We start from the raw sequence: 17,598 nt of genomic DNA on the forward strand, positions 1-17,598 counted from the left end.
CGCTATCAAGCGGGGCGAAAATAAAGCCAAAAAACTTTAAAAATCAGCATCTACATATTCCCAGCCCAAACTTTCCAACTGTTTACAAATCTTGCGCCCGTATGTATCCTGTCCTGTATAACATTGACGGATTAGATTATCGGGAGTTCCTGCAACATAAAATTTATAATAAGGGCTGTCTGATAATCTGCTCACCTCAATATACATCTTTCCGTTGTCATGAATATAGGGATGGTAATAAGAAAAATATTTAGATAAATACTCACCAAAGAAACCTTGGCAGTTGCCTCCCCCGCCGTTCTCTCTTTCTAATTTTATCCCCAAATCAACTGTCGTAAAATTGGAAAAACAAGCATCGGACGTAGAAGACATTAAATACAGTTTCATTTGGTCTTCAATTACTTTTATATTTGCCAACACTTCCGTTGCGCGGGCTTTTTCCACCGCTAAAGTATATTTCGGCAAGGCTACTGCCGACAAAATACCGATAATAAGCACCACCACCAACAGTTCTATCAAAGTAAAACCTTTTTTCATTTTTCTCTCCTTTTAAACCCATTTAAAGTTCACCAACCAGTCTTTTAAATTTGATTATTCGGCATATTTCCAAGATTGTACCAAAAAAACGTGTTAAAAATTAAAGTACTTTTTAGCAAAGAAAGGCCAAAAAATCTATAATATTTATAATATTATGTTAACTATTTAGGTTTTTTATGGACGCATTGCTGGAAGATTTTAAAAATCATTTAACTTTTGAACGTCAACTCAGCCCCAATACTCTTGCGGCATACGTGGCTGATGTGGCACATTATTTTGAATATTGCACCGCCAACGAACTCTCTCCCGAAAAAGTACCCCCTCAGTTTTTGGACAGTTATACCTATCAATTAAAGCAAAATGAAAAACTATCCATTAACAGTGTTTTTCGCAAACAAGAAGCGGTGAAGTGTTTTTATAAGTTCTTACTGATAGAAGGGAAAATACAGGAAGATCCAACCCGTTTTTTAAAATCCCCCAAATTGCCTCAATCCTTGCCGGAGCAACTTTCGCGTCAAGAAATGGAACGGTTGCTCTCTTATCCGGCAGAAAAATTTGATGAAATCCGCACCTTAACTATTGTAGAACTTTTGTACGCAGCCGGCCTTCGCGTGAGCGAACTGATTAACCTGAACTTAGAAAATGTAAATACGCAAGAAGGCTGGGTGTTGGCTTTTGGTAAAGGAGGCAAGCAACGCTTTGTACCGTTGCACCCTGCATGTTGCCAACGGCTTAAGTATTATTTATCAGTCCGAGAGGCTCATTTTGCCAGCAAAATAGTGGGGTCTGAACTTTTTTTAAACAATAGAGGCACTAAAATCAGTCGCGTCAGCGTATGGAAAGATTTGGCTGCTTTGGGCCGCAAGGCCGGTATTTCTCAACCATTACACCCACACCTTTTCCGTCACACTTTTGCCAGTCATCTTTTACAAGGCGGTGCAGATTTGCGCAGTTTACAGGAAATGCTGGGGCATGCCAATTTAACCACCACCCAAATTTATACCCATTTGGACGTGGGCGATTTAAAAGACAAACACAAAAAATATCATCCGCGCGGATAAGATTTTTCTTCGCAATTTTATAGGATTTGGTAGAATAAAGATTATGACTATTGAAAACTTCCAAGAAATTGATAAAAAACAACAAGCACGCTGGGAAAAGGAAAACCTTTTCTCTACCCCCAGACTGCCGAAAGGTAAAAAATTCTATTGTCTGGATATGTTCCCGTATCCGTCAGGTGTGGGCTTACACGTAGGACACCCCGAAGGCTACACCGCCTCTGACATTTTAACACGTTATAAATTGATGAACGGATTTGATGTACTGCACCCGATGGGTTGGGATGCTTTTGGCTTGCCGGCAGAAAATTATGCCATTGCCACCGGTATCCATCCGGCAGAAACTACCCAAAAAAATGTAGACAATTTCCGCCGTCAAATTAAATCTCTGGGTTTAGCTTATGATTGGAAGCGCGAAACCAACACTACCGATCCCGAATATTACAAATGGACACAATGGATTTTCTTACAATTATTCAAAAAAGGCCTTGCTTACGAGTCCACTGTACCTATAAATTGGTGTCCCTCTTGCAAAACGGGCTTAGCTAATGAAGAAGTATTTAACGGTAAATGTGAACGTTGCGGAAGTCAAATCGAACGTAAAAACTTACGCCAGTGGATTTTAAAAATTACCGCCTATGCCGAAAGACTCTTGGAAGATTTAGAAGGTTTAGATTGGCCGGAAAGCACATTGGCCATGCAGAAAAACTGGATTGGCAAAAGCAAAGGGGCGGAAGTTGTTTTCCAAATTGACGGCACTAAAGATAAATTGACCGTTTTTACCACCCGTCCAGACACTTTGTTCGGCGCTACCTATATGGTAGTTTCTCCCGAACATCCGATTTTGACTCGCATCGTTTCCGACGAACAAAAAGAGGCCGTAGCCGCCTATCAGGCTGCTGCTGCTAATAAAAGTGACTTGGAACGTGTCGACCTCAATAAAGACAAAACCGGTGTATTTACCGGTGCTTATGCCATTAATCCGGTCAACGGAAACAAAATCCCTGTTTGGACGTCTGATTATGTGCTTATGGGTTATGGCACAGGGGCCATTATGGCCGTACCTGCTCATGATGAGCGAGACTATGCCTTTGCCAAAAAATTCGGCTTAGATATTATTGAAGTCATTCAGTCTGAAAAAGGAGTGAAAGAAGAAGCCTTCACCGGAGACGGAGAATTGATTAACTCCGGCTTTTTAAATGGTTTGCGCGTACGCGAAAGCAAAGCCAAAATGATTGAATGGTTAAAGGAAAAAGGGGTTGGACAAGGAAAGACTACTTATAAACTCAGAGATTGGGTGTTTGCCCGCCAACGTTATTGGGGTGAACCGATTCCTTTGGTCCACTGTGAAAAATGCGGAGTAGTGGCTTTGCCCGAGAGAGAGCTGCCCTTGCGCTTGCCCGAGATGAAAAATTTTGAGCCTTCCGGCACCGGAGAATCTCCGTTAGCCAATGCCACAGAATGGCTACACACCACTTGTCCACAATGCGCAGGCCCTGCCTTGCGTGAGACCAACACCATGCCCCAATGGGCCGGCTCTTGCTGGTATTATTTGCGCTATATGGACCCTCATAATGACCAAGCCTTAGTAGATCCTGAAATTGAAAAAGCCTACGGACCGGTGGATTGCTATATCGGCGGTGCCGAACATGCCGTATTGCATCTGTTATATGCTCGTTTCTGGCACAAGGTACTCTACGATTTGGGTGTAGTACATACCAAAGAACCTTTCCAGAAATTACGCCATCAGGGCATGATTTTGGCCTTTTCTTACCGCGACAAAATGGGGAATTATCACGGCTATGAGGAAATTGATTTCAAAGATGGAAAAGCCTTCTTAAAAACCTCTGGGGAGGAACTATCCCCCATGGTGGAAAAGATGTCCAAATCCAAAAAGAATGTTATCAATCCTGATGATATTCTTTCTCAATACGGGGCCGATGCTTTCCGTATGTATGAAATGTTTATGGGCCCCTTTGAAGCCAGCAAACCTTGGGACATGAAAGGGATTGAAGGCATTGCCCGTTTCTTACGCCGTATTGTGGCTTGGAACGACTCTGTCAAATTAACTACTGCCAGCAACCCTAAAGAAATTGAAATTTTGAAAAATAAGACCGTCGCCAAGATAACAGAAGATATTGAAAATTTCCATTTCAATACGGCTATTTCTGCTTTGATGGTGTTGTTTAATGAAATCAGCAAATTGCAATCTGTCAGTCAAGATACGTTTGAAACGTTCTTAAAACTACTGCATCCGTTTGCTCCACACATCACCGAAGAAATTTGGCAAACCAGCGGACATGCAGACTTCTTGGTCAAGCAAACTTGGCCGAAAGCCGATGCGGATATCATTGCTCAAGAAATGGTAGAAGTGGGTGTGCAGGTAAACGGAAAAGTAAGAGATCGCATTAAAGTCGTGGCCACTGCTTCTAAAGAAGAAATGGAAAAAGCCGCCCTGTCCTCCGAAAAAGTACAAAAATACTTGGAAGGTTGTGAAATCAAAAAAATCATCGTGGTACCGGCGCGTATTATCAGCATTATTGCAGCGCCCAAAAAATAGGAGAATTTGATGAAAAAACTAATATTATCTGTTTTATGTGCTTTGTGCGTCGTGGGTTGTGCCAGCGAGGGGGCCTATTATAAACCTCAAGCCCAAATTATGCCGCAGCATATACGCAAAATCGCTATCCGCCCTATTTTAAATAAAACAGAAATTTTTGCTATGGAAGACAAATTATATATTCGTTTATATGATGAGTTTTTAAAAAATGGCAGTTATCAAGTAGTCAATGAAAACAATGGTGCCGAAGGGGTTATCGTATCCACCATCACGCGCTATTTAAACGTACCTATTCAATACGATAGCCAGCTCATTCCTACCGTCTACAAAATGGACGTATGGCTTGATGTAGTGCTGATGGACAAATCCACCAACACTCCTGTCTGGAGAGAGCCGGCTTTCTTAGGCACGCAGACTTATTCCGCCTCTACCTTGCCGGGTGGCCTGACCGAACAACAAGCCCGCGAACGTATTTGGGAAAAACTTTCCAAAGATATTGTCAAACGTACGGTAGACGGTTTTGGTTCTGTTATGAGCGAAAGCAAAAAGAAAGTCATGCAGAACCCACAATACACCACCATCACACAATAATGTCCAAATCTACGATTTCCAAACTGCAACAATCTTTAGCTAAAGGCATGGTCTCCCCCGTTTATCTACTAACGGGGGAAGATCTTTTCCGCAAGCAGGAAATCATCAAGAAAATTACGGCCATTGTTCAACCGGACGATTTTAATATTTTCAGTTCTTCTGCCGATAAAGCCGATTTGACCGAAGTTTTGGCTCTGGCCAATACGGCACCTGTTTTTTCACAACGGCGCCTTGTGATATTGACCGGCATTGAAAAACTGCGCAAAGATCCCAAAGAAGCTATTATCCGCTATTTGCAAAACCCGCTAGAAACTACTGTTCTTATTTTAACTCATGACGACAGCAAAAAATTCAAAACAGAAAAAGTACTCTCCTCAGTAGCGGCCGATCACGGAGAATTGGTAAATTTTGATGAATTGAAAAGAGACGATCTGGCTATTTGGGTGAAAGAGCGCCTTAAAGAAAAAGGATTAACGGGCGAATTTGAAGCGGTAGAAACCTTGTGTGAAGCAGTGGGAGCAGATTTAAATGCTTTATCACAGGAAATAGAAAAATTAGCCCTTTATACGGCTGATCGAGAAAACAAAAACATTTCCAAAAGCGATGTTTTGGCCGGGGTTGGATTTTCAAAAGAAGAAAATCCGTTTGATTTATCCAACGCCGTTCAGTATATGAACAAGAACAAAGCCATCGACTTGATAGAAAAACTTTTAGACTCCGGAGAGGACCCTGTGGGTGTCTTAGGCAAAATTTCTTATCCGGTGCTCAAAATGGCACGTATTAAACGCATGGCTAATGCCGGCATGGCTCCGGCCGAAATTACACGTGCAGCTGGACTCATGTTTTGGGAAAACTCTCTTGTCAATAATGCACGCAATTTCCCGAGCGAAGACACTTTTTTAAAAACCTTAGATAAAATTATAGAGGCTGACAAATCCTTTAAAACCTCTACTGCGTCAGATCCCAAAAATACACTCAAATCAATTATAATGACCCTTTTTCCGGGTCGTTAACCATTAATCTCTAAACTATTATCCGAACCTCCTCAAAACAGGAGGTTTTATTAATCTATAAATAAAACTCAACAAAAAACCCGCCTTTTCAGGCGGGTTTAAATTATCCGTTTAGACTTATTTGGCTTTTTTAGCAGCAGTCTTTTTGACCGGAGCTTTAACGCCTTTGTTTACGGCTTTGGCCAAGCGGGATTTTTTGCGGGCCGCAGTTTTCCAATGAATGGTTTTCTTTTTAGCGGCTTTATCAATGCTGGACGCAGCCAATTTCAAGTCTTCCGCTACGGTGGCGGATTCGGCCTTTACAGCGGCGAGCACTTTCTTGGTGGTGACGCGCACTTTTTTCATCAGGCCTTTGTTCTGAGAATTTCTTTTCTCAGCTTGTCTTTGCGCTTTTAAAGCGCCGGTATGTCTACCAGTTTTCAATTTTGCCATTTTTAATTAATTCCTCGCGAGAAATCTCTCTTGGTATATATTTTACCCTATTTTATAGACGGGGGTCAACCGAAAATCAAACTCCGGGCCGCTTCACACACCAGAAGCCCCGTCAGTTCTTATGTATATTAAACCATTTTTTCCCCCTGTTTGGCAAATGGTATAAATGCTAGAATATGGCATGGACCCGAGAATAGAGTTGTTGCCTAAAAAAGCCGGTGTATATATCATGCGCTCTAAAGAGGGCACGGTTATCTATGTCGGAAAAGCCAAAAACTTGGCTGACCGCGTAAAACAGTACTTTCAAGACAGCAATTTATACTCTCGCGGTTGGAAATTGCCCTGCCTGCTCCCCATGATTTGGAAAATTGATTATGTGACCACCGCTTCGGAACGCGATGCCTTAGTCTTAGAAGAAAAACTGATCAAAAAGTATCAACCTTTTTTTAATTCACTCGGAAAAGACGGCAAACAATACCCTTATTTAAAACTATCCATGAGTGAGGATTTCCCACGCCTAAGTGTTGTACGCAGAAAAACAGTGGGAAAAGATTTGTTTTTCGGTCCTTATCCAAAAGCCAGCATCGTACGCAATTTGATGCGCTTTTTATGGAAAAGCAAATATGCCCCGTTGCGTCCTTGTAAGTGGAATTTTTCACGCGAAAAAGAACTGCAACCACATAAGATAAATACGTGTCTTTACTTTCACACGGGGCAATGTTCTGCCCCATGCACAGGTAAAATTTCCTACGAAGACTACCGGCAGGTGGCTCAACGAATGGCCCTATTTTTAGAAGGAGATTTTAAAGATATTACCCAACAAATCACCTCTTTAATGAAAGCATCTTCCGATGAAATGAAATACGAACAAGCCGCCGTCTACCGCAACTTTTTACAAGCCTTAGACCACATGAGAGAGCGTGTAATTGTGGGAGAATATAAAGATGAAAAAATATCACAAGCCATTGCTAACTCGGACAAATTAAAACGTTTGGCACACATTGTTGGACTAACGCGATTACCGGCGCATATTGAGGCTTTTGACAATTCTCACTTGTTCGGGAGAGAAGCAGTGGGGTGCATGGTATGTTATGTTAATGGGGAGAAAAATCACGAACATTATCGCAAATTTAAAATTCGCTCCAAATTGCCCGAAAAAGGCGGAAGTGATTTTACTATGATGCAGGAAAGCATATACCGCCGTTTACGCCAAATCAAAAAAGATCCCGCACAAAAACCGGACTTAATTTTATTAGATGGCGGAAAAAGTCAAATTACAGCCGCTTTAAATGCCTGTGAAAAAGCGGGATTATATATTCCGATGATTTCTCTGGCAGAAACGCACGAAGGTATTTATGTGCCTGGACAAGAAGAAAGTATCAAACTTCCTCTGGGAGACCCTGCATTAAATATGCTCATGGAAATTCGAGATGAAGTACATCGCTTCGCCGTCACCTATCACCGCAAACTGCGCGACAAAGCCACCCTTTCCAACAAAGGACATCTTGCTTAATTCACAAAAAACCGCGTAAAACAGAAAGTTTTACGCGGTTTAAAGAGTGTTTCGATCTTCTATTTAAAAGAAGTTTGTCCCGTTTTTTGGGTCAAGTATCCCTTTAAGCCGGAGGGATCAGCACTATGCAACATAGCCTCTTGGAAGGAAATTCTCTTTTGAATATACAAATCTCCTAAGGTTTGGTTCATCGTCACCATACCGATACCGGCATTGGTTTGCATGGTACTCATGATTTGCTCCGCCTTACCATCGCGAATCAAGTTGCGCACAGCAGAGTTGGCAATCAACACTTCCGCCGCCAAAACACGTTTTCCATCTAAAGTGGGTATAAGTTGTTGAGAGATAACGGCTTCCAACACAAAGGACAACTGCGTGCGAACCTGCGGTTGCTGATTGGGCGGAAAGACGTCAATAATACGGTTAATAGATTGGATAGCATCATTCGTGTGCAATGTAGCAAACACCAAGTGGCCCGTTTCAGCCAATGTCAAACAGGCTTCAATAGTTTCAATATCGCGCAACTCACCTACCAGAATAATATCCGGATCTTCGCGCAAGAAGTGTTTCAAAGCCGCTTGGAAGGAATGTGTATCTGCCCCTACTTCACGTTGGTTGATGATACTGCGTTTATGCGGATGCACAAACTCAATAGGATCTTCTACCGTAATAATATGATTGCTTTCTCTTTCGTTGAGATAGTTAATCATACTGGCCAAAGAGGTAGATTTACCGGATCCGGTGGCACCGGTCACCAAGACCAAGCCTTTATTAAGTTTCATCAAATTATAAACAACGGCCGGCAAACCAAGTTGTTCAAAGGTTTTAAATTCGTTGGGAATGGAACGCAAAGCCGCCGCGACACAACCTTTCTGTTTATAAACGTTTACACGCAAACGGCCCAAACTTTTTAAACCGAAAGAAAAGTCACACTCTAGGGTTTCTTCAAAGGTCTGACGTTGATCATCTGTCATGATAGAGTAAATCAGTTGTTGTGCCGTTTCCGGAGTAAGGGCTTCATATTGGCCCAATTGATACAAGCGACCTTGCACACGGAGCACCGGCGGCACACCGACCGTCAAGTGAATATCGGAGGCGTTGTTCTTTTTCATTATTTGGAACAAGTCGTCCATGATAATTGTTTTATATTTACCCGTTTCTTCGGTTTGAGTTTGTTGCACGTTTTCTGACATAAAACCCTCTCTTATCTGATCTTACCCACTAAATCAAGTGTAATATTATTTAAAGCACCGGTCAATTTTTTCTTAGCCACATTTACCTGAAAGACATATACTATCGGTTCTTTCCGCGTTTTGGCTAAGCGATACTTCACTACATATACATCTTTATGCAAAGGCTCTGCAGACCAAGAGGCTGCATAACCGCTTTGCAGTTCATTTTGATAACGTTGTTGCAAATATTCACTTATCGTCACATTTTCTTGCGTCAAAAAATATTGTTGCACTATTTCCTTAGCCAACTCCACAGGGTTTTTTGTTTGTTGGTTCTGCATCGCCGCGATGAGCTCTTTAGCAGAAACAGGGCTTTGCTTTTCCGGCTTTACCTCTACCTTTTCAATGCCAGGCTGTTGCACCGTTTCTTCTTCCGGTATAAGCAAATTCAAAACAATACCGCTCAACACAAACAATCCACCCAACAACACTACCATCTTCCATTTGCTTTGAGGCTTCTGTTTGACCACTCTGTGTTGCAGGCTATCTTCTGCCTGTTCTGCCGTTGCAGGCTGTTTGGTCGCTTCAGCAGGAACTTCTTTTATCGGCTCCGGAATTTCGCTTCGTTGCGTATCCACCCGCAAGGTCCCCTCTAAAATTGTTTTTACGGTATGATCGTTGGGGTCATCTTCTTGTTCCGGCACAATCAATTCTTGCTCAGTGGGCGGCTCTGTTTTTTCGGGGTCTTGCTCAGGGGCAATTTCCAACTGATGCGGGGGAAGCGGTTCCTCTAATTTTGAAGGCCCTTGCCCAACCACTTTTAAAGGAGCTGCCTGCTGTAAATCCGGCAAAGAACGCATCAAACGTTCTTGCGTTTCTTGATCAGATTCTATCAATGTTTTATCGGAAAATAAATTTTCGTCCAATTCTTCCGGTGCCGATTTGGGGGCAAACTCATCAAACGGGTCTTCCACTTCGGAAGACGGAGAAATGCCGGGTTCTGATTTTTCAAACTGATTTTGAATAGCGCGAGACAAACTCATATCTGAGTTCTCTTTCGGGTCGGGTATACCTAAAATATTTCCCAAATCCCCACTGCGCATCGTATTAAAATATTCTTCCAACGGATTTACTTTGGAAATTGTACGAGCAACGGGTTCCATTTCCCAATTTGTTTCTTCTTTAGGCTGTATATCTTCCGGTGCAGGTTCTTCCGCCGGTTGCAAAAGAGGCATTTGAGAAGAAGATTTCAAAGAATCTTCGGCCTTTTTTGGCTCGGCCGGCTCATCTTGCTTCTTCATTTCTTCCGAAGCCTGCAACAATAATGCAGAAATTTTACGCCCCGTTGAAGACGTGGGAACAGATGATGCTTCTTCCACGTGAGGCAAATTTTCTGTTTTTTGAGGCTCCCTTGTTTGAGAATCGGTTGTTTCTTGCGGTAAATGGAAAGAGGCAGCATCTGTTGGGATCGGCAGTTTCTCCACAACTTCCAGAGAAGACAATTCAGACATAACATTATCCATTGCCCTTAAAAACTGCTCAGACTGAGCCGTAGTGACGGCATCTTCGTTTTCTTCTTCCGCTTCTTTCACAGATGAGCTGAAGCCAAACTCCTCATAGGCTCCGGCTTCCTTCCAATAAGATTCTTCATCACTGTACTCATCGGGACAAACCAAACTGTGCGCACCAAACCCTGCGCGCGCCAACAACTCTTGCGCCGAGAAAGGTCCCACCACATCTCCACCCTCAAAGAGACAGTATTTTCTCATATTTATTTACAATATTGTTGTGCCGCTTGCAAACGGGCTACCACCGTTTCTTTGCCCATATACTCAAGCATTTTAAATAAGGTCGGTCCATGTGTGCGGCCGGATACGGACACGCGCACCGGATGGAACACTTGACCGGCTTTATAGCCGTTTTCTTTGGCAAAAGCACGAGTGGCCGCTTCTAAAGAAGCTTCCGTAAAGTCTGCCAACTCGCTATAAGTTTTAGCAATACCTTCCAATACGGCTTTTGCTTCCGGTTTGGCAAATACTTTATCTAAGGCTTCCTGTTCAAAAACAGGGGCTTCAAAGAAAAAGCGAATCAAGTCCGGAATTTCGGTCAACAATTTATATTTTTCTTGTTCCAAACCTACAATGCCTTCCAATTGTTCTCGGCTGACTTGGCTGATATCAATGCCGGCTTTTTCGATAAAAGGCAAGGCATAATCGGTTAATTTAGAAATGGGGGTTTGGCGGATATATTCGCCATTCATCCAATTTAATTTTTCAGGGTCCATGACGGCAGGGCTTGGCTGACAACCGGCGATATCAAACTTGGCCTCCAACTCCCCTTCAGCAAACAATTGTTGAGAGTCACTGGTAGCCCAACCGAGCAAGGCCAAGTAATTTTTCAAGGCTTCGGGCAAATAACCCATATTGCGGAATTCAACCACATTGGTGGCCCCATGACGTTTGGAGAGTTTTTTTCCATCGGGTCCATGAATCATAGACAGGTGAGCAAAAACAGGCTCTTTCCACCCCAAAGCGCGGTAAATTTGGATTTGGGCCGGCGTGTTGGAAATATGGTCATCCCCACGCACCACATGTGTCATACGCATCAAATGGTCATCTACCACTACGGCAAAGTTATACGTCGGATAACCGCTGGTTTTTTGAATTACCAAATCATACAAATCTTTGCTGGCAAACTTCACATGACCGCGGATCATATCTTCCCACTCTACGTCTCCTTCTTCAGGCATACGGAAACGAATGACATATTTGCGTCCTTGCGCTTCCAATTCTTTTTGTTGTTCGGGTGTCAAATCGCGGCATTTTCCGCTATATTTGGGAGGGCGATGCTCTGCAATACATTTTTGGCGATTTTCTTCCAATTCTTCTGCCGTACAGTAGCATTTGTAGGCTTTGCCTTCCGCAATCAATTGGTCAATATATTTTTTATAAATTCCCTGATCGGCACGCATGGCTTGATAATAGGGAGTATCCGGGCCTTTGTTGGTGCCGTCCGGCATTGGGCCTTCGTCCCAATTTAGTTTCATCCATTGCATACCCTCAAAAATGGCATCGGTGGAAGCTTGTGTGCTTCTTTCTTCGTCCGTATCTTCAATGCGAAGCAAAAAAGTGCCATTATTTCTTTTGGCAAAAAGGTAGTTAAAAAGGGCAGTACGCACTCCTCCGATATGTAAAAATCCCGTCGGTGAAGGGGCGAAACGAACTCTAACTGTCATATCTGTTTTCCTCGATAAAAATAAATTATTGCATATAGATATATTATACTTATTATTGGGAAATTATTTAAAATATAAATGAAGATATTTTTTTTCTTTTTTTAGAGGTTTTATGGGGTTTTTTGCAGTAGCCGGCTTAATTCTGCTCATCATGCAAATAGTTATTGGGATTTGGTTTTATTTTTCCTTTCCTTCTTTAGGCTGGAAAATCCCCTCGCTGCTTGTACCTTTTTCATTAACTTTACTAATGCTGTTTACCCTATCCTATACACGCAGCCACTATGGTTTTTGGGAGAAAATCGCCTATTATTTGGCATATACGTGGGCTGGTCTTGTGTTTATCTTCTTTTTCATTATTTTGGCCTTTATCTTATTACAAGCCTTATGTGCCCTTTTCCACTGGCAGAGCAAAACATTCATTACATATAGCAGTATGGCGACATTGAGTGTAGTGATGGTTCTTTCCATGCTGGGTGGAATCAAACCCCCTGTGATAAAGCATGTGGAGATTTCTATGCCACATGCTCCTCAAATGAAAATTGCCGTTTTATCTGATGCGCATTTAGGGGTAGGAGTATCTGTTGATCGATTTAAAAAGGCTTTGAACAAAATTTCTCAAGAAAATCCGGATGCCGTTTTCGTGTTGGGAGATTTGTTTGAGTATGGTCCTCATCGGCAGCAATACGCACAGGCTTTGGCTGATTTAAAAACAAAATACGGAACGTTTGGCGTATTGGGAAATCATGAATATTATGTAGGGTTAGAAAAATCCCTCGAATTTTACAAACAGGCCAACATTCACCTTTTGGACAACAAAATACACCTCTTACCCAATGGGTTGGAAATTATCGGAGTTAATGATATCCTTACCTCTCGAGTGCAAGCCTCTCAATTAGAAAATTTGTTAAAAAACTCTCACCCCGATCGCGCGCGAGTTTTATTAAGTCATCAACCCTTGCTAACACACGTGGCTGCAGCGTATCAAATTCCGTTGATGCTTAGCGGCCACACACATAATGGGCAAATATTCCCCTTTAATTTCTTTGTAAAATTAAGATATAAATATATATACGGCCGGTACAATCTTTCTGACAAATCCCAATTGTATGTGACGTCAGGAATGTTTTACTGGGGAATGCCTTTACGTTTCTTAACAACAGCGGAAATTCCGCTTTTGCATATAAAAAATCATGATTAAAAAATTATTAATTTTTTTATTTATTTTTCTCTTTTCCGGATGGACGGCAATGGCTGAAGAAATCCGGTTTGAAGACTTGTCTTTGGAAGAAAAACTAGGGCAAACTTTAACCGTATTTGTAGATATAGACAGTGCCGACATTTTCCGCCCTATTATCGAAAGCGGAAAAGTGGGTGGGGCGCTTATTCAATGGGGCAATTATTCTTTGGCCCAAACAAAAGATTTAATTGCCAAATTGCAAAGCTGGGCCGCCAAAAGCCCACACAAAATCCCCCTTCTCATTTCCATTGATTATGAAGGCGGCACCGTTTATACCCCCATCACTTTGGGGTTTGACTATTTGCCGACTAATATGATGCTTTCCGCCGCCGCAGATGAAGAAGGCGCCGCTACTATTGCTTATTTAGCAGGGCTTGAACTCAAAAGAGCCGGTGTGCATATCAACTTTTCTCCGGTGTTGGACGTTAACAGCAATCCGCACAATCCGATTATCGGCGTGCGATCCTTTGGTTCAGATCCGGCCAATGTCACTAAGATGGGCATTTCTTTGATGAATGGTTTTAAAGCGGCCGGTATCGTAAGTGTGGTAAAGCACTTTCCGGGTCATGGAGATACTTCCGTTGATTCGCATTATCAGGTACCGGTTGTAAAATCATCTTACCAAGAATTGGAAAAAACCCACATCGCCCCCTTTGCTAAAGCCATCGAACACGGTGTGCAGGGTGTAATGACCAGCCACATTATTTATCCGGCTTTGGATAACAAAAACATTACCACTTTTTCCAAGCCCATCGTACAAGATTTATTAAGAGGGAAATTAGGATACAAAGGTTTGGTGGTGACGGATAGTCTGGACATGAAGGCTGCCACTCAATTTTGCACGATTGCTAACTGCGCTGTACGCGCTCTAAATGCCGGGTCAGACCTAATTTTATTGGGACGCTATATTAAACCGCAAACCACCTTCTCGCGCATTTACAAACAAATTTCTACCAACAAAAAAAGTATTGCACACGTCAATGAAGCAGCCGAAAAAATTTTTAACCTAAAAAAAGAATTAGGTTTATTAGATGCTTCTGCCACTATTCCACCACCCATTGATCAAGCTTATAGAGAAGAATTGGAAAAAATCAGCAATCGTGCCGTCACTCTCGTAAGAGACCGGGTTAATCTGCTCCCGTTCAATCCGGAAGTATTGCGCGGCAAGAAACCCACCGTCTGTGCTATTTTCTTTTCTCCTTCACGATTTGCAGACCAATTGCCCAACTTTGCCCAACCTTTTATGGAAAAGGGTTGGGAGGTGCGCGGATATAATGCGGCTTTGACACCTAAGGCAGTAGACGCCAAGCGTGCCCGAGAATGTGCCAACGGGGCAGACTTATTGGTGGTCACCAGTTTACAATGGGCCGACAAAACGAATATCAATCAAAAAAACACCATTCAGGCTCTTTTCAAAGAAAATCCGAGAAATGTATTTATCTCCACCATGAGTCCCTATGATATCGCCAATTATCCGCACGCCAATACCGTATTGGCTACTTACGGGCTTAACAGATATGTACTAAAAACGGCGGCGGATATCATTTTGGGCAATCTAAAGCCACAAGGCAAACTGCCGGTTTCTTTACCTGTCACTCAATAAAAAACCCAGCCTTTTCGGCTGGGTTTTAATTTATTTTTTCTTTAATTTTCTTCGTTCTGACCAAAACTCATAGATGGCCGGAAGCACCGAAATCACAATAATGGCCACAATAACATAATGAAAATGATTTTGTACTAATGGCAAGTCCGCAAACCAATATCCGCCCCCTACAAAAAGCAATACCCATGCCAAACCGCCGATTACGTTGTAAGAAATAAAATGAAAATAACTCATTTTACCGATACCGGCCACAAACGGTGCGAACGTACGGATAATAGGGATAAAACGCGCCAAAATAATGGTTTTACCACCGTATTTTTCATAAAAAGCATGTGCCTTGTGCAGGTGGTCCTGATTTAAAAGCCAACTGTCTTTACGGCTAAACACTTTTGGTCCCAGCCATTTGCCTATTTCATAATTTACGCTGTCTCCCAATACGGCGGCTACAAAAATAGACGGTATCAACAACCACAAATGAATAGGGCTTGCGTCCATCGCAGCCAAAGCACCGGAAGCAAAAAGCAAAGAATCACCCGGTAAAAATGGTGTCACTACCAACCCTGTTTCGCAAAATACTATGACAAAAAGCACCACATACAACCAAGCCCCCATCACACCGGCCCATGCATTGAGGTGCGCATCTAAATGTAAAAAAATATCCATTACTTGAGAAAATAGTTCCATAATATATATTTTAGCAAATCAGAAATTCTTAAAAACAGCAAGCGATTTTAACTTTAAAATAAGACAGGGTAAAACCTCATGTTTTACCCTGTGTATAAATCAAAACAACTCAAAAAGCACTATTGTTTTGCTAATTTATTTATACGGCTCTGTGCGCGATTAGCCAAGCGATCCGTCGGATAGTTGATAATCAGCCTTTTATAAGTGGCAATGGCTTGGGCATCTTTGCCTTGTTTCTCCAAAGCATAGCCCAAATCATACATCACTTCAGGAGCCGTTTGAGTTTGCGGATAAATCAATAAGATTTTGTCCAAAGCAGCCGCCTCTTGAGCGGGGTCCTTCAAACGGCGATGGGCCGTATCTGCCGCTGCAGTTAAAGCAGACACATAATTATCTTCTTTTGAAGCAAATATTTCAGCTGCTTTTACTTGCGTATCATAGGCAGCTTGATATTCTTTGTTCTTGATCAAAACATCTGCTTTGCCAATCCATGCTTCATAAGCGGCCGGTTTGGAGCCAAGTTCGGTGATGGCTCTTTGATAGTAAGCCAAAGCAGCTCCGTAATCTTTTTGGTTTTCTTCTAAAACAGCCATGTGTTTATAAACAATTCCTTTTTCACTTGAATCAGGATATTGTTTTAACACTTGGTTATACATGAACACAGCTGTTTCATATTCTTTCAAATCTCCGCCGTACACGTCGGCCGCCATGCGCAATCCGGCTGCTTTATACGGGGTATCTTCAAACAATTCATTTACTTTTTTATATTCCAAAATAGCAGCATTGTAGTTGCCGTTTTGGCGGTGCCAATCCCCATACAACAGGGTTAATTTATCGTTTCCTGCATAATCAGGGTTTTTGGTAAAAAACTGTTCAAACAACCCACACACCGGCTCATAGATTTTTTCTAACTTTCCTTTCACCAAAGTTTCAAGCAAGGCTGTTTCTCTTTGTTTTTGGGTTAATGCAGAAGTATCCGTAGCCAAAATACGTAAGGCTTGAGCCTTTTGAGAACGGCTCAAATGATCCATCGCTTGCTCTACATTAGAAGAAAGCAAAGATAAATCCTGCATAGAAGGGAAGTAAAAACGCACTTGATATAAAGCCACCAATGCTTTTGCTTCTTGCCGAGCACGCAAATAATAATCTGCTTGCATTAAAAGAGCCGTCTTCACTTCCGGATCTTGCGGATGAGCCGCAATCCACAAGGCGGTATCTCTGGCTAAGGCAGCGGCAAAGGCGCGGTCTTCTCCGGAGGTATTTCCTTTGGTTAAAGATTGTCTCTGATAAAAATTCAGTGTAGCATCATTCTCCGCAAAAGCCGGCAACCATAGCGCGCACATCAAAGCGACTGAAATAATTTTTTTCATACAGATACCTATCTATAGTTGGTAAATTGCAAATCTAAGCCAAAATCTTTTTCGCGCAATTTGGCCATCGTGGCTTGCAGTTCGTCTTTAGATTTGGAAGATACGCGCAACTGATCGCCTTGAATAGAGGCCGCCACTTTCAGTTTGGCATCTTTGATATATTTAGAAATTTCTTTGGCTTTATCTGAGGGAATGCCTTGTTGGATTTTAATGCTTTGTTTGGCATTACCGCCCAAAGCAGCCTCCACTTTGCCCTGATTTAAATTTTTAAGAGCCACACCGCGTTTGGCCAAACGCGTAAAAAGCACATCGCGCAAAGAAGCCACTTTATATTCATCGCTGGAGTGAAGTTTCAATTCATTGTCTTTTTCATTGAGTTCAATGCTGGAGTTGCTGCCTTTAAAATCATAGCGGTTGGCAATTTCTTTGTCTGCCGCAGTCACCGCCTCAGAAATTACATTTAAATCTACTTTGCTTACGACGTCAAAACTGTAATCAGCCATTTTTTCCTCCTGTTTCCTATGCGGAAATATCTGTATTACACATATTATATATTTTTTGTACAATAGGGTTGGTAAGATGATGTAATGCCG

Annotated in this window: 14 protein-coding genes and 1 pseudogene; 7 read left to right on the top strand and 8 right to left on the bottom strand. The window is 42.2% G+C overall.

Features of this window, described 5'->3' with window-relative positions:
- Positions 1–417: 417 nt before the first annotated feature.
- Positions 418–537 (bottom strand): annotated as a pseudogene (locus IKL48_02685) (prepilin-type N-terminal cleavage/methylation domain-containing protein).
- A 176-nt stretch (positions 538–713) separates the two neighbouring features.
- On the opposite strand from IKL48_02685, the gene IKL48_02690 reads away from it, so the two are divergent.
- From IKL48_02690 to holA, 4 genes are read left to right on the top strand one after another with little or no spacing between them, the layout of a single operon-like run.
- Positions 714–1,598 (top strand): tyrosine recombinase, encoded by an 885-nt coding sequence (locus IKL48_02690; GenBank protein ID MBR3603581.1) that lies wholly within the window; start codon positions 714–716, stop codon positions 1,596–1,598.
- Positions 1,599–1,641: 43 nt separating this feature from the next.
- Complete coding sequence (locus tag IKL48_02695) at positions 1,642–4,155, top strand: leucine--tRNA ligase (GenBank protein MBR3603582.1); 2,514 nt, start codon at positions 1,642–1,644, stop codon at positions 4,153–4,155.
- A gap of 9 nt (positions 4,156–4,164) precedes the next feature.
- Positions 4,165–4,746 carry a hypothetical protein gene (locus tag IKL48_02700; GenBank protein ID MBR3603583.1) on the top strand — a complete coding sequence of 194 codons (582 nt, stop codon included), beginning with the start codon at positions 4,165–4,167 and terminating at the stop codon, positions 4,744–4,746.
- Positions 4,746–5,759, top strand: coding sequence for a DNA polymerase III subunit delta (gene holA / locus IKL48_02705; protein MBR3603584.1), 1,014 nt, complete (start codon positions 4,746–4,748; stop codon positions 5,757–5,759). Before IKL48_02700 ends, holA begins: the two co-directional genes overlap by 1 nt.
- Positions 5,760–5,876: 117 nt before the next feature.
- Here holA and rpsT read toward each other — a convergent pair whose 3' ends face one another.
- A complete protein-coding gene (gene rpsT, locus IKL48_02710) occupies positions 5,877–6,191 on the bottom strand; it encodes a 30S ribosomal protein S20 (protein ID MBR3603585.1) in 315 nt (104 codons plus the stop codon).
- A 166-nt stretch (positions 6,192–6,357) separates the two neighbouring features.
- Between rpsT and IKL48_02715 the strand changes: the two genes are divergently transcribed.
- Positions 6,358–7,704, top strand: coding sequence for an excinuclease ABC subunit UvrC (locus IKL48_02715; GenBank protein ID MBR3603586.1), 1,347 nt, complete (start codon positions 6,358–6,360; stop codon positions 7,702–7,704).
- 59 nt (positions 7,705–7,763) lie between these two features.
- Here IKL48_02715 and IKL48_02720 read toward each other — a convergent pair whose 3' ends face one another.
- Genes IKL48_02720 through IKL48_02730 form a run of 3 tightly spaced genes read right to left on the bottom strand, consistent with a single transcriptional unit; the run spans position 7,764 to position 12,111 of the window.
- The gene (locus IKL48_02720; GenBank protein ID MBR3603587.1) at positions 7,764–8,897 is read right to left on the bottom strand and encodes a type IV pilus twitching motility protein PilT; all 1,134 of its coding nucleotides are present in this window, start codon (positions 8,895–8,897) and stop codon (positions 7,764–7,766) included.
- A gap of 11 nt (positions 8,898–8,908) precedes the next feature.
- A complete protein-coding gene (locus tag IKL48_02725) occupies positions 8,909–10,645 on the bottom strand; it encodes a hypothetical protein (GenBank protein MBR3603588.1) in 1,737 nt (578 codons plus the stop codon).
- A gap of 2 nt (positions 10,646–10,647) precedes the next feature.
- Positions 10,648–12,111 (bottom strand): glutamate--tRNA ligase, encoded by a 1,464-nt coding sequence (locus IKL48_02730; protein MBR3603589.1) that lies wholly within the window; start codon positions 12,109–12,111, stop codon positions 10,648–10,650.
- A 112-nt stretch (positions 12,112–12,223) separates the two neighbouring features.
- Between IKL48_02730 and IKL48_02735 the strand changes: the two genes are divergently transcribed.
- Together IKL48_02735 and IKL48_02740 are read left to right on the top strand one after the other, a co-directional pair.
- Positions 12,224–13,309 carry a metallophosphoesterase gene (locus tag IKL48_02735; GenBank protein MBR3603590.1) on the top strand — a complete coding sequence of 362 codons (1,086 nt, stop codon included), beginning with the start codon at positions 12,224–12,226 and terminating at the stop codon, positions 13,307–13,309.
- A 49-nt stretch (positions 13,310–13,358) separates the two neighbouring features.
- Positions 13,359–14,951 carry a glycoside hydrolase family 3 C-terminal domain-containing protein gene (locus IKL48_02740; protein MBR3603591.1) on the top strand — a complete coding sequence of 531 codons (1,593 nt, stop codon included), beginning with the start codon at positions 13,359–13,361 and terminating at the stop codon, positions 14,949–14,951.
- Between the two features lie 30 nt (positions 14,952–14,981).
- On the opposite strand, the gene IKL48_02745 is transcribed toward IKL48_02740, so the two are convergent.
- From IKL48_02745 to IKL48_02755, 3 genes are all read right to left on the bottom strand, one after another.
- On the bottom strand, positions 14,982–15,635 hold the full coding sequence (locus IKL48_02745) for a DedA family protein (GenBank protein ID MBR3603592.1): 654 nt from the start codon (positions 15,633–15,635) through the stop codon (positions 14,982–14,984).
- Positions 15,636–15,754: 119 nt separating this feature from the next.
- Entirely contained in the window at positions 15,755–17,005 is a 1,251-nt protein-coding gene (locus IKL48_02750; protein MBR3603593.1) for a tetratricopeptide repeat protein, read from the bottom strand.
- A gap of 8 nt (positions 17,006–17,013) precedes the next feature.
- Positions 17,014–17,508 carry a YajQ family cyclic di-GMP-binding protein gene (locus IKL48_02755; GenBank protein ID MBR3603594.1) on the bottom strand — a complete coding sequence of 165 codons (495 nt, stop codon included), beginning with the start codon at positions 17,506–17,508 and terminating at the stop codon, positions 17,014–17,016.
- Positions 17,509–17,598 lie beyond the last annotated feature (90 nt).

The organism is Elusimicrobiaceae bacterium, from assembly GCA_017520185.1.
Taxonomy (GTDB): Bacteria; Elusimicrobiota; Elusimicrobia; order Elusimicrobiales; family Elusimicrobiaceae; genus Avelusimicrobium.